Here is a 12,507-nt window from a genome sequence, read left to right as displayed (position 1 = left end):
ACCCCATGCCGCAGACCAAACACCCCAGTCACATCCCGCAACTGCTCAGCAGCGTGTCCGTTGCGCGCCTGCCCCCCAGGCATGCGCATGCCCACAAAGGCGACTTCGGCCACGTGTTGGTGGTGGGCGGCGACCTCGGCACCGGCGGTGCCGTGCTGCTTAGCGCTGAAGCTGCCTTGCGTTGCGGTGCTGGGCTGGTCAGCGTGGCGACTCGCCCCGAACACGTGGCTGCAGGACTTACCCGCCTGCCCGAAACCATGTGCCTGGGTGTGAATTCGGCCAACCAGCTGATGGGCGTGCTGGAGCGCGCTTCGGTATTGGTGGTCGGGCCTGGTCTTGGTCAAGCCGCCTGGGGGCGCAGTTTGTTGTCAGCGGTGGCCAATGCCGAGCGGCCGCAAGTGTGGGATGCCGATGCGCTCAACCTGCTGGCGCGCACCCCGCTGGCATTGCCCAGTGGCAGCATCCTCACGCCGCATCCCGGGGAGGCGGCGCGGCTGCTGGGGATTTCCACCGAGGCGGTGCAGGCTGATCGCCCGGGCGCCGCGCGCAAGCTGGCGCGCCGTTACAACAGCATTTGTGTATTGAAAGGCGCCGGTACGCTGGTGGCCGACCCGGCCGGACAGTTGATGCTGTGTGAGCGAGGTCATCCGGCAATGGCCGGCGCGGGCCTGGGTGATGTCCTGACTGGCGTGTTGGCGGCGTTGCTGGCCCAGGGCCTGGATGCCTGGAGCGCAGCGGGTCTCGGGGTATGGCTTCACGCCTGTGCCGGCGAACGTCTGGGTGTAAAAGGTAGAGGCCTGGCGGCCAGTGATCTGGCGCCGGTCATTCGTGAGTTGTTGGAGGAGCATTCTTCGTGTCTGGCATAACCCTGTTTCTGGCCGATGAAGAGGCCACAGTCAAATTCGGCGCGGCACTGGCCGAAGTGACCGGCGGTCGCGGCGTGATCTTTCTGGAAGGCGACCTGGGCGCAGGCAAGACTACGCTTTCCCGAGGGCTGATCCGTGGCCTTGGCCATACTGGTGCAGTGAAAAGTCCGACCTTCACTGTTGTAGAACCCTACGAAATCGGTTATGTGCGCGCCTACCATTTCGACCTGTATCGCCTGGTGGACCCGGAGGAGCTTGAGTACCTGGGCATTCGCGACTATTTCGAGGGTGACCCGCTGTGCCTGTTCGAATGGCCAGAAAAGGGTGCGGGCGTTTTGCCAAAGCCTGACCTGACCATTACCATAAGCCCCCAAGCGGGCGGACGCTCGCTTCACCTTTCGCCGCAGGGGGCTCGCGGCGAGGCTTGGTGCAAGGCACTGGGCGAACACTAAAAACAGTAAGTGGGGTAGGTATGCGCATACGCGCACTGGTCGCGTTCGTTGGGCTGCTGCTGACAACGGTGACCGTTGACGCTCTGGCCGTCACTCAAGTCAAGAGCATGCGCCTGTGGCGCGCGCCGGACAACACGCGGCTGGTCTTCGACCTGTCTGGCCCCGTGCAGCACAGCGTCTTCACCCTCAGTGCACCGGATCGCCTGGTCATCGATATCAATGGCGCGACCCTGGGCGCGCCGCTTAACGTCTCCACCTCGAACACGCCAATCAGCAGCGTGCGCTCCGCCCAGCGCACGCCTACCGACCTGCGCGTGGTGGTCGACTTGAAAAAATCGGTCACGCCAAAGAGTTTCACCCTGGCGCCCAACGCCCAGTACGGCAACCGCCTGGTAGTCGACTTGTATGACCAGGAGGCCGATGCCATTGCCGCCACGGCGCCGGTAGCACCGCCAACGCCGGTACAAACCCCGGTGACCACGCCCGCCGTGCCGGTATCCCCGGCTCAGCCCGCAATCAAGCTGCCACCGGTACCCAGCGGCAAACGCGACATCGTGGTCGCCATCGACGCCGGCCATGGCGGCGAAGACCCAGGTGCTTCCGGCTCGCGCGGCCAGCACGAGAAAGACATCGTGCTGCAGATCGCCAAGGAGCTGCAGCGCCAGATCAGCGGCGAGAAAGGCTATCGTGCCGAGCTGACCCGCACTGGTGACTACTTCATTCCGCTGCGCAAGCGTACCGAGATTGCCCGCAAGAAGGGCGCCGACCTGTTCATCTCGATCCACGCCGATGCTGCGCCGTCGCGCGCTGCCTTTGGCGCCTCGGTGTTCGCCCTGTCCGACCGTGGCGCCACGTCCGAAACCGCGCGCTGGCTGGCCGACGCGGAAAACCGTTCCGACCTGATCGGCGGTGCTGGCAACGTCAGCCTCGACGACAAAGATCGCATGCTGGCTGGCGTGTTGCTGGACCTGTCGATGACCGCCACGCTCAGCTCCAGCCTCAACGTCGGGCAAAAAGTATTGGGCAACATGGGTCGCGTCACCTCGCTGCACAAGCAGCGCGTCGAGCAAGCCGGGTTCATGGTGCTGAAGTCGCCGGATATTCCATCGATCCTCGTTGAAACCGGGTTCATTTCCAACAACAACGAGGCCGCCAAGCTGGCCACATCAAGCCATCAGCAGGCCTTGGCCCGCTCGATCCATACCGGTGTGCGTCAGTACTTCCAGCAAAACCCGCCGCCCGGCACCTACATCGCCTGGCTGCGCGACAGTGGCAAGATCGCCCAGGGGCCGCGTGAGCATACCGTACGCCCGGGTGAAACGTTGGCGATGCTGGCCGTGCGCTACCAGGTCAGCGTGGCCAGCCTGCGCAGCACCAACAGCCTGAAGACCGATGAATTGAAGGTCGGCCAGCACCTCAACGTCCCTGCTACCACACTGGCTGCGCAATGAACGGTGGTTCGCGCATCCAGCTGCTCAGCCCGCGGCTGGCCAACCAGATTGCCGCCGGTGAGGTGGTCGAGCGCCCGGCGTCGGTGGCCAAGGAACTGTTGGAGAACAGCCTTGATTCCGGAGCCCGGCGCATCGATGTTGAAGTCGAGCAGGGTGGTGTCAAGCTGCTGCGGGTGCGTGACGATGGCAGCGGCATTTCCGCCGATGACCTGCCCTTGGCCCTGGCGCGTCACGCCACTAGCAAGATCCGTGAGCTGGAAGACCTCGAAGGTGTACTGAGCCTGGGCTTCAGGGGCGAGGCATTGGCTTCGATCAGCTCGGTGGCACGTCTCACGCTGACCTCGCGCACGGCCAGTGCCGGCGAGGCCTGGCAGGTCGAAACCGAAGGCCGCGACATGACCCCGCGAGTACAACCGGCGGCGCATCCGGTGGGTACTTCGGTGGAAGTGCGCGACCTGTTCTTCAATACTCCGGCCCGACGCAAGTTCCTCAAAGCCGAGAAGACCGAATTCGACCACCTGCAGGAAGTCATCCGCCGGCTGGCCCTGGCCCGCTTCGATGTGGGTTTCCACCTGCGCCACAACGGCAAGAGCATCCTCAGCCTGCATGAAGCGCACGACGAAACCGCCCGCGCCCGCCGGGTCGGCGCCATTTGCGGCGCCGGCTTCATGGAGCAGGCGCTGCCAATCGATGTCGAGCGCAACGGCTTGCGCTTGTGGGGCTGGGTCGGCCTGCCGACCTTCTCACGTAGCCAGGCAGACCTGCAGTACTTCTTCGTCAACGGTCGTGCAGTGCGCGACAAACTGGTCGCCCATGCGGTGCGTCAGGCCTACCGCGACGTGCTGTTCAATGGCCGTCACCCGACCTTCGTGCTGTTTCTGGAGCTTGAGCCCAACGGCGTCGACGTCAACGTGCACCCGACCAAGCACGAGGTGCGCTTCCGCGAGGGGCGCTCGGTCCACGATTTTCTCTATGGCACTCTGCACCGTGCCTTGGCTGACGTGCGCCCGGAAGACCAGTTGGCAGCGCCGGCAGCGGCAACTGAGCTGGTTCGCCCGACCGGTCAATCAGTCGGTGAATTCGGCCCGCAAGGCGAAATGCGCCTGGCCTCACCAGTGCTGGAGCAGCCCCAGGCGCCCCAGCATTCGATTTCCAACGGCGGCAGCGGCGCGGGTTACCAGTATCAATACACCCCGCGGCCGTCACAGCCACTGCCAGCGGCAGAAGCCCAGGCGGCCTACCGCGAGTTCTACAAACCGCTGAACGACGGCGCCGTAGCCCCTTCGGCGTTGCCGCAAAGCCAGGGCGACATCCCGCCGCTGGGCTACGCCCTGGCCCAGCTCAAGGGCATTTACATCCTCGCTGAGAACGCCGTCGGCCTGGTGCTGGTCGACATGCACGCCGCCCACGAGCGCATCATGTACGAGCGGCTCAAGGTGGCGATGGCCAGCGAAGGCCTCAGCGGCCAGCCGCTGCTGGTGCCCGAAACGCTGGCGCTGAGCCAGCGCGAAGCGGATTGCGCCGAGGAGCATGCCCAGTGGTTCCAGCGGCTGGGCTTCGAGCTGCAGCGCCTGGGCCCCGAGACCTTGGCGATCCGCCAGATTCCGGCGCTGCTCAAGCAGGCCGAGGCCAACCGCCTGGTGCAGGATGTGCTCGCCGACCTGATGGAGTACGGCACCAGCGATCGCATTCAGGCGCACCTCAACGAACTGCTCGGTACCATGGCCTGTCACGGCGCCGTGCGCGCCAACCGGCGTCTGGCCATCCCCGAGATGAACGCCCTGCTGCGTGACATGGAAAACACCGAGCGCAGTGGCCAGTGCAACCATGGCCGACCGACCTGGACCCAGATGGGCCTGGACGACCTGGACAAACTTTTCCTGCGCGGTCGATGACATGAGCGGCAAGCCCCCAGCAATATTCCTCATGGGCCCGACGGCGGCCGGCAAGACCGACCTCGCCATCGAGCTGACCAAGGTCATGCCGTGCGAATTGATCAGCGTCGATTCTGCGCTGGTCTACCGCGGCATGGATATCGGCAGCGCCAAGCCCTCCAAGGCGATCCTGGCGGCCCATCCGCACCGGCTGATCGATATTCGCGACCCGGCCGAAAGCTATTCCGCCGCGCAATTTCGCAGCGACGCCCTGGAGGCGATGGCCGAGATCACCGCACGCGGCAAGATCCCGCTGCTGGTCGGCGGCACCATGCTCTATTACAAGGCCTTGCTCGACGGCCTGGCAGACATGCCGCCCGCCGACGCTGCAGTCCGTGCTGAGCTCGAAGCCCAAGCCGAAGCGCTGGGCCTGGCCGAGTTGCACCGGCAACTGGCCGAGGTGGACCCGGTGTCTGCCGCACGCATCCATCCCAACGACCCACAGCGGTTGATTCGCGCGCTGGAGGTCTACCGGGTGAGTGGCGAAAGCATGACGGCCCATCGCCAGCGTCAATTCGCGGAAAGTAGCGCCGCAGACGCAGGCGCTGACGGGCATTTGCCCTATACTGTCGCGAGTTTGGCGATTGCTCCTACAGATCGTCACATTTTGCATCAGCGAATTGCGTTACGATTTTCGCAGATGCTGGAACAGGGCTTCGTCGACGAGGTCCGATCGCTGCGAGCCAGAAGTGACTTGCACGCCGGGCTGCCGTCTATACGGGCAGTGGGGTATCGGCAAGTCTGGGACTACCTCGACGGCAAGCTGACTGAGAATGAGATGCGAGAACGCGGTATCATTGCCACTCGCCAGCTGGCCAAGCGGCAGTTCACCTGGTTGCGCGGTTGGTCCGACGTGCACTGGCTCGACAGCCTGGCCTGCGACAATCTGTCCCGCACCTTGAAATACCTGGGAAGCGTCTCCATATTGAGCTGAGTCCCTGCTGATTGCCGTCTATTCTCACGAAGGGGCGGCCTAACTTATCGATTTCTTTGATTTTCTATTATTGATCCTTACAGGAGTGCGGCATATGTCAAAAGGGCATTCGCTACAAGACCCTTACTTGAACACCTTGAGAAAAGAAAAGGTCCCGGTTTCGATCTATCTGGTCAACGGCATCAAGCTGCAGGGTTCGATCGAATCGTTCGACCAGTTCGTGGTTCTGCTGAAGAACACTGTCAGCCAGATGGTCTACAAGCACGCCATTTCGACCGTAGTTCCTGCGCGTCCGGTTCGCCTGCCAAGCCCGACTGATTCCGAACACGGCGACAGCGAACCAGGCAACGCCTGATAGGAGCCTGCATTGTTCTTTGAGCGCCACGGTGGTGGTGAACGGGCGCTGCTCGTTCACTTGGAAGGTCAGAACCCTGAGGCGCGCGAAGACCCGCAGGAGTTTCAGGAGCTGGCATTGTCGGCCGGCGCCGACATCGTCTCGCTGGTCACGGTGGCCAGGCATCAGCCTACCGCCAAATACCTGATTGGCAGCGGCAAGGTCGAAGAGCTGCACGACCTGGTTCATGCCGAACAGGTAGACCTGGTGATTTTCAATCACACCCTCACGCCCAGCCAGGAGCGCAACCTCGAACGTGTGTTCGAGTGCCGTGTGCTCGACCGCACCGGGCTGATTCTCGACATCTTCGCCCAACGGGCGCGTACCCATGAAGGCAAGCTGCAGGTCGAACTGGCCCAGCTTGAGCACATGAGCACGCGGCTGGTGCGCGGCTGGACTCACCTTGAGCGACAAAAAGGTGGTATCGGCCTGCGCGGCCCAGGTGAAACCCAGCTGGAAACCGACCGCCGCCTGTTACGGGTGCGCATTCGCCAGATCAAGTCACGCCTGGAGAAGGTCCGCAGCCAGCGTGAGCAGGCGCGTCGCGGGCGCAAGCGCGCGGATATCCCGTCGGTATCGCTGGTGGGCTACACCAACGCCGGAAAGTCCACGCTGTTCAACGCCCTGACCCAGTCCGAGGTCTACGCCGCCGACCAATTGTTCGCCACCCTCGACCCGACCCTGCGCCGGCTTGAGCTCAACGACCTTGGGCCGATCGTGCTGGCCGACACCGTAGGCTTCATTCGTCACCTGCCGCACAAGCTGGTCGAAGCATTTCGGGCTACGCTCGAAGAGTCGAGCAACTCCGACCTGCTGCTGCATGTGATCGACGCCCATGAGCCGGAGCGCATGGAGCAGATCGAGCAGGTGTTGGCCGTATTGGGCGAGATCGGTGCAGAAGGCTTGCCGATCCTTGAGGTCTATAACAAACTCGACCTGCTCGAAGATGTCGAGCCGCAGATCCAGCGCGACGCCGACGGCAAGCCGGAGCGGGTCTGGGTATCGGCACGAGACGGGCGTGGCCTGGAGCTGGTCGGTCAGGCGATTGCCGAATTGCTGGGGGATGATCTGTTTGTCGGTACCCTGTGCCTGGAGCAGCGTTTTGCGCGCTTGCGCGCGCAATTCTTTGCCTTGGGTGCCGTGCGGGGTGAGGAGCATGACGAAGAAGGGCGCAGCCTGCTGAGTGTGCGATTGCCCATGGTCGAATTGAATCGCCTGGTCAGCCGCGAAGGCATGGAGCCGCAAGTGTTTGTCGAGCAACACACTTTGCAATAAATGCCCGCCGAGGTCGTCGGGCAGCAGTGGCAGGCATTCTGTAGCATTGGACGGCGCGCCGTGGGCGCGTCTTTGCTTTATCAGATGGAGAGCGCTATGGCTTGGAACGAGCCGGGTGGCAACTCGAACAATCAGGATCCCTGGGGCGGTCGCCGTGGTGGCGGCGGCGGTGGTGGCGATAAAAAAGGCCCGCCGGATCTGGACGAGGCCTTCCGCAAACTGCAGGACAGCCTGAACGGCATGTTCGGCAGCGGCAAGAAACGTGGCGGCGGTGACCGCAATGTCGGCAAGGGCGGGGGCTATGGCCTGCTGGGCATCGGCCTGGCGGTACTGGCTGCCATCTGGCTGTACAGCGCTGTGTACGTGGTCGACGAGCAGGAGCAAGCCGTGGTGCTGCGCTTCGGCAAGTACTATGAGACGGTCGGTCCCGGCCTGAACATCTACTTCCCGCCATTCGATCGCAAGTACATGGAAAACGTCACGCGTGAGCGTGCCTACACCAAGCAGGGCCAGATGCTCACCGAAGACGAGAACATCGTCGAGGTGCCGCTGACCGTCCAGTACAAGATCAGCAACCTGCAGGACTTCGTGCTCAACGTCGACCAGCCGGAAGTCAGCCTCCAGCATGCGACCGACAGTGCCCTGCGCCACGTGGTGGGTTCCACCTCGATGGACCAGGTGCTGACCGAAGGCCGTGAGCAGATGGCCGTGGATATTCGCGAACGCCTGCAGCGCTTCCTCGACAACTACCGTACCGGCATCACCGTCACCCAGGTCAACGTACAGAGCGCGGCAGCCCCGCGTGAAGTGCAGGAAGCCTTCGACGACGTGATCCGCGCCCGTGAAGACGAGCAGCGTGCCCGCAACCAGGCCGAGTCCTACGCCAATGGCGTGGTGCCGGAAGCCCGTGGTCAGGCCCAGCGCATCATCGAGGACGCCAACGGTTACCGCGACGAAGTCATCGCCCGCGCCAAGGGTGAGGCCGACCGCTTCACCAAGCTGGTAGCCGAGTACCGCAAGGCACCTGACGTGACCCGTCAGCGCCTGTACCTGGAGACCATGCAAGCGGTCTATAGCAATACCAGCAAAGTCATGGTGGCCACCAAGGACGGGCAGAACAACCTGCTCTACCTGCCGCTGGACAAGATGGTCGAAGGCAGCCGCAACACGTCCGCGCCAACCACCAGTGTTTCCCCGTCGGCCAACGACGCGGCGGCACGTGCGGCGCAGGACCTGCAACAGCAACAGCAGCAGCTGCGTACTAGGGAGAGCCGCTGATGAGCAATAGATCGCTGATCGCCCTGATCGCCGTCGTGGTCCTGGCCATCGTCGGCTGGAACAGCTTCTACATCGTGGCCCAGACCGAGCGTGCGGTAATGCTGCGCTTCGGTAAGGTGGTCCAGGCGGATGTCCAGCCTGGCCTGCACATGAAGATTCCGTACGTGAACCAGGTCCGCAAGTTCGACGCCCGCCTGATGACCCTTGACGCTCCGACCCAGCGGTTCCTGACCCTGGAGAAGAAAGCGGTGATGGTCGACGCCTACGCCAAGTGGCGCGTCAAGGATGCCGAACGTTTTTACACCGCCACTTCCGGCATGAAGCAGATCGCCGATGAGCGTCTGTCGCGTCGTCTGGAAAGCGGCCTGCGTGACCAGTTCGGTAAACGCACCCTGCACGAAGTGGTCTCCGGTGAACGTGACGCGCTGATGGCTGACATCACCGCTTCGCTGAACCGCATGGCGGCCAAGGAGCTGGGTATCGAAGTCGTTGACGTCCGCGTCAAGGCCATCGACCTGCCGAAGGAAGTCAACCGCAGCGTGTTCGACCGCATGAGCACCGAGCGTGAACGTGAAGCCCGTGAGCATCGCGCCAAAGGTAACGAGCTGGCAGAAGGTATCCGTGCGGATGCCGACCGTCAGCGCCGAGTACTGCTGGCCGAAGCCTATCGCGAAGCTGAAGAAACCCGCGGTGATGGCGACGCCCAGTCGGCTTCCATCTATGCCAAGGCTTACACCCAGGACGCCGATTTCTATGCGTTCTACCGTAGCCTGCAGGCGTACCGCGAGAGCTTCTCCAGCAAGAGCGACGTGCTGGTCCTGGATCCGAAGAACGAGTTCTTCCGCTATCTGGACAAGAGCAAGCCGTAATGCATTGAGCCTCGTTTCAGGGGGTGGCGCCCCGCCTGGCAGCTAAAACACCAGGCGGGGTGCATTCTGAATGAAAAGGGGTGTAAGATGCGGCAGCCGGGAAATTTCCCGGCTTTTTTGCGTCTGCAAGGTCAATTGGCGAAACGCCAGTTGACGGTTTGGTCAGCTCGCAAGGCAATTTGAGGGTGTCGGGTACGGTGGTTGCGCTGGGATCAGTGCTGCCCGCTGCTGTGCGCGATACCGGCTTTACTGACGGCTGGCCTCTCGGCAAGCCGCCCGGACCAGAGGGGAAATGGCGTAATGGCAACGGTAGACCGCTGGCTGCTGCCAGATGGCATCGAGGAAGTACTGCCACCTGAGGCTGCGCGCATCGAGATCGCGCGCCGCCAGGTGTTGGACCTGTTCCAGAGTTGGGGTTACGAACTGGTCGTCACCCCGCATATCGAGTACCTGGAGTCGCTGCTCACCGGCGCCGGCCAGGACCTGGACCAGCGCACCTTCAAGGTGGTCGACCCGCAGTCGGGCCGCCTGATGGGCTTCCGCGCCGACTTCACCCCGCAGGTGGCGCGCATCGACGCCCATACCCTGCGCCGTGAAGGCCCGAGCCGCCTGTGCTACGCCGGCAGCGTGCTGCACGCCCAGCCGCGGGCACTGTCCACCTCGCGCAGCCCGATCCAGTTGGGTGCCGAGCTGTACGGCGACGCCAGCCCCACCAGCGATGTCGAAGTCATCAGCCTGATGCTCGCCACCCTGCAGCTGACTGACGTCGCGGATGTGCACATGGACCTCGGTCATGTCGGTATCTACCGCGGTCTGGCGCGCGCCGCCGGCCTGTCGGGCGCGGTAGAGCAGCAGCTGTTCGACGCTCTACAGCGCAAGTCGGTGGATGAAGTGCAGGCACTGACCGCCGACCTGCCGAAGGACATTGGCAACATGCTGCGCGCCCTGGTCGAACTGTGCGGTGGCCGTGAAGTACTGGCCGAAGCCCGCGTGCGCCTGGGCCGTGCTCCGGCCAGCGTGCTGGCGGCACTCGACGACTTGCTGGCGATCGCTGATCGCCTGGCGTCGCGCTACCCGGACTTGCCGCTGTACTTCGACCTCGGCGAACTGCGTGGCTACAACTACCACACCGGCGTGGTGTTCGCCGTGTTCGTCCCCGGCGAAGGTCAATCGATCGCCCAGGGCGGTCGTTATGACGACATCGGCGCTGATTTTGGCCGGGCGCGCCCGGCCACCGGTTTCTCCACGGATTTGAAGACCCTGGTCACACTGGGGCGAGCGGAGGTCGTATTGCCAACTGGCGGCATCTGGATGCCCGACAGTGGCGACGCGGCCCTCTGGCAGCAGGTCTGCCAGTTGCGCAACGAGGGCCAGCGTGTGGTCCAGGCTCTGCCTGGCCAGCCGTTGAGTGCTGCTCTCGAGGCGGATTGTGATCGGCAATTGATTCAGCAAGACGGGCGCTGGCAGGTTCTGCCGCTGACCCATTGAGTTTCTGCGTCGGCAGTAGGCCGGCAACCAAGTTTGCGTGAATGAGGACCAATGTAATGGGTAAGAATGTCGTCGTCCTGGGCACCCAGTGGGGTGATGAGGGCAAAGGCAAGATCGTCGATCTGCTGACCGAACATGCTGCCGCCGTAGTGCGCTACCAGGGTGGCCACAACGCGGGCCACACCCTGGTGATCAACGGTGAAAAAACCGTTCTGCACCTGATTCCGTCTGGCATCCTGCGTGAAGGCGTGCAGTGCCTGATCGGCAACGGCGTGGTCGTTGCGCCCGATGCCCTGATGCGTGAAATCACCAAGCTGGAAGAGAAGGGCGTGCCGGTGCGCGAGCGCCTGCGCATCAGCCCGGCTGCTCCGCTGATCCTGTCGTACCACGTGGCCCTGGACCAGGCCCGCGAAAAAGCCCGTGGCGAAGCCAAGATCGGCACCACCGGCCGGGGTATCGGCCCTGCGTACGAAGACAAAGTCGCCCGCCGTGGCCTGCGTATCGGTGACCTGTTCCACCGTGAGCGTTTCGCCGCCAAGCTCGGCGAGTTGCTGGACTACCACAACTTCCAGCTGGTCAATTACTACAAAGAGCCGGCCATCGACTTCCAGCAGACGCTGGACGAGTGCATGGAATACGCCGAGCTGCTCAAGCCGATGATGCTCGACGTCACCGCTGAGCTGCACAACCTGCGTCGCGCTGGCAAGGACATCATGTTCGAAGGCGCCCAGGGCTCGCTGCTGGACATCGACCACGGTACGTACCCGTACGTCACCAGCTCCAACACTACCGCTGGCGGCATTTCCACCGGTTCAGGCGTTGGCCCGATGTACCTGGACTACATCCTGGGTATCACCAAGGCCTACACCACGCGCGTAGGTTCCGGTCCGTTCCCGACCGAACTGTTCGACGAAACCGGTGCTGGCTTGGCCAAGCGTGGCCACGAATTCGGTTCGACCACCGGCCGTGCCCGTCGCTGCGGCTGGTTCGATGCCGTCATCCTGCGTCGCGCCATCGACGTCAACAGCATCTCGGGCATCTGCCTGACCAAGCTGGACGTGCTGGACGGCATGGAAACCATCAACATCTGCGTTGGCTACAAAGACGCAAACGGCGCCGTCAATGACGCCCCGTCCGACGCCGACAGCTACATCGGCCTGGAGCCGGTGTACGAAACGATGCCAGGCTGGAGCGAGTCGACCGTGGGCGCCAAGTCCCTGGAAGCCCTGCCAGAAGCTGCTCGCGCTTACATCAAGCGTATCGAGGAGCTGGTTGGCGCGCCGATCGACATCATCTCCACCGGCCCGGACCGCAACGAGACCATCGTGCTGCGTCATCCGTTTGCCTGATCTGCCCTCCAGGCTGATCTGACGCCGCGGCCCTGAAAAGGGTTGCGGCGTTTTCATTTGTGGCCGTTGCTAAACCTTGGCGCTTATACCTGCTGTGCTCGGCACAACCCTTGCTGTAAGAAGTTTCTGTAGATGCCATCAAAATAATGGCGCCAGAAAGCACGAGGGTTTCACCGTGTCTGCCATCCTTTCAGTGTTACGAAGCCGCCTCTTGCGG

Annotated in this window: 11 protein-coding genes; all 11 read left to right on the top strand. The window is 63.2% G+C overall.

Features of this window, described 5'->3' with window-relative positions:
- Positions 1–5: 5 nt before the first annotated feature.
- On the top strand, positions 6–866 hold the full coding sequence (locus tag ACZ6YA_RS09350) for an NAD(P)H-hydrate dehydratase (protein WP_465896809.1): 861 nt from the start codon (positions 6–8) through the stop codon (positions 864–866).
- On the top strand, positions 863–1,318 hold the full coding sequence (tsaE, locus tag ACZ6YA_RS09345) for a tRNA (adenosine(37)-N6)-threonylcarbamoyltransferase complex ATPase subunit type 1 TsaE (RefSeq protein WP_465896936.1): 456 nt from the start codon (positions 863–865) through the stop codon (positions 1,316–1,318). Before ACZ6YA_RS09350 ends, tsaE begins: the two co-directional genes overlap by 4 nt.
- Positions 1,319–1,338: 20 nt before the next feature.
- Positions 1,339–2,769 (top strand): N-acetylmuramoyl-L-alanine amidase, encoded by a 1,431-nt coding sequence (locus tag ACZ6YA_RS09340; RefSeq protein WP_465896808.1) that lies wholly within the window; start codon positions 1,339–1,341, stop codon positions 2,767–2,769.
- The gene (gene mutL, locus ACZ6YA_RS09335) at positions 2,766–4,664 is read left to right on the top strand and encodes a DNA mismatch repair endonuclease MutL (protein ID WP_465896807.1); all 1,899 of its coding nucleotides are present in this window, start codon (positions 2,766–2,768) and stop codon (positions 4,662–4,664) included. Before ACZ6YA_RS09340 ends, mutL begins: the two co-directional genes overlap by 4 nt.
- A 1-nt stretch (position 4,665) precedes the next feature.
- Positions 4,666–5,637, top strand: a complete 972-nt coding sequence (miaA, locus tag ACZ6YA_RS09330) for a tRNA (adenosine(37)-N6)-dimethylallyltransferase MiaA (protein ID WP_465896806.1) — start codon at positions 4,666–4,668, stop codon at positions 5,635–5,637.
- Between the two features lie 94 nt (positions 5,638–5,731).
- Positions 5,732–5,992, top strand: a complete 261-nt coding sequence (gene hfq / locus ACZ6YA_RS09325; protein WP_003249532.1) for an RNA chaperone Hfq — start codon at positions 5,732–5,734, stop codon at positions 5,990–5,992.
- Positions 5,993–6,004: 12 nt separating this feature from the next.
- Complete coding sequence (gene hflX, locus ACZ6YA_RS09320) at positions 6,005–7,306, top strand: ribosome rescue GTPase HflX (protein ID WP_465896805.1); 1,302 nt, start codon at positions 6,005–6,007, stop codon at positions 7,304–7,306.
- A 96-nt stretch (positions 7,307–7,402) separates the two neighbouring features.
- Positions 7,403–8,584 carry an FtsH protease activity modulator HflK gene (gene hflK, locus ACZ6YA_RS09315; RefSeq protein ID WP_465896804.1) on the top strand — a complete coding sequence of 394 codons (1,182 nt, stop codon included), beginning with the start codon at positions 7,403–7,405 and terminating at the stop codon, positions 8,582–8,584.
- Positions 8,584–9,453 carry a protease modulator HflC gene (gene hflC, locus ACZ6YA_RS09310; RefSeq protein ID WP_465896803.1) on the top strand — a complete coding sequence of 290 codons (870 nt, stop codon included), beginning with the start codon at positions 8,584–8,586 and terminating at the stop codon, positions 9,451–9,453. Before hflK ends, hflC begins: the two co-directional genes overlap by 1 nt.
- 300 nt (positions 9,454–9,753) lie before the next feature.
- The gene (locus tag ACZ6YA_RS09305; protein WP_465896802.1) at positions 9,754–10,941 is read left to right on the top strand and encodes an ATP phosphoribosyltransferase regulatory subunit; all 1,188 of its coding nucleotides are present in this window, start codon (positions 9,754–9,756) and stop codon (positions 10,939–10,941) included.
- A gap of 56 nt (positions 10,942–10,997) precedes the next feature.
- Complete coding sequence (locus tag ACZ6YA_RS09300; protein WP_300028445.1) at positions 10,998–12,290, top strand: adenylosuccinate synthase; 1,293 nt, start codon at positions 10,998–11,000, stop codon at positions 12,288–12,290.
- Positions 12,291–12,507 lie beyond the last annotated feature (217 nt).

It is taken from the genome of Pseudomonas sp. NPDC090752 (assembly GCF_055584805.1).
Note: the sequence above shows the minus strand (reverse complement) of the source record. Positions and strands in the feature narration are given on the sequence as shown.

Bases quoted from the DNA above. Each gene is read 5' to 3' on its own strand.
- ACZ6YA_RS09350 (WP_465896809.1), top strand. From the start codon at position 6: ATGCCGCAGACCAAACACCCCAGTCACATCCCGCAACTGCTCAGCAGC.
- hflC (WP_465896803.1), top strand. From the start codon at position 8,584: ATGAGCAATAGATCGCTGATCGCCCTGATCGCCGTCGTGGTCCTGGCC.
- miaA (WP_465896806.1), top strand. From the start codon at position 4,666: ATGAGCGGCAAGCCCCCAGCAATATTCCTCATGGGCCCGACGGCGGCC.
- hflK (WP_465896804.1), top strand. From the start codon at position 7,403: ATGGCTTGGAACGAGCCGGGTGGCAACTCGAACAATCAGGATCCCTGG.
- mutL (WP_465896807.1), top strand. From the start codon at position 2,766: ATGAACGGTGGTTCGCGCATCCAGCTGCTCAGCCCGCGGCTGGCCAAC.
- ACZ6YA_RS09340 (WP_465896808.1), top strand. From the start codon at position 1,339: ATGCGCATACGCGCACTGGTCGCGTTCGTTGGGCTGCTGCTGACAACG.
- hfq (WP_003249532.1), top strand. From the start codon at position 5,732: ATGTCAAAAGGGCATTCGCTACAAGACCCTTACTTGAACACCTTGAGA.
- ACZ6YA_RS09300 (WP_300028445.1), top strand. From the start codon at position 10,998: ATGGGTAAGAATGTCGTCGTCCTGGGCACCCAGTGGGGTGATGAGGGC.
- ACZ6YA_RS09305 (WP_465896802.1), top strand. From the start codon at position 9,754: ATGGCAACGGTAGACCGCTGGCTGCTGCCAGATGGCATCGAGGAAGTA.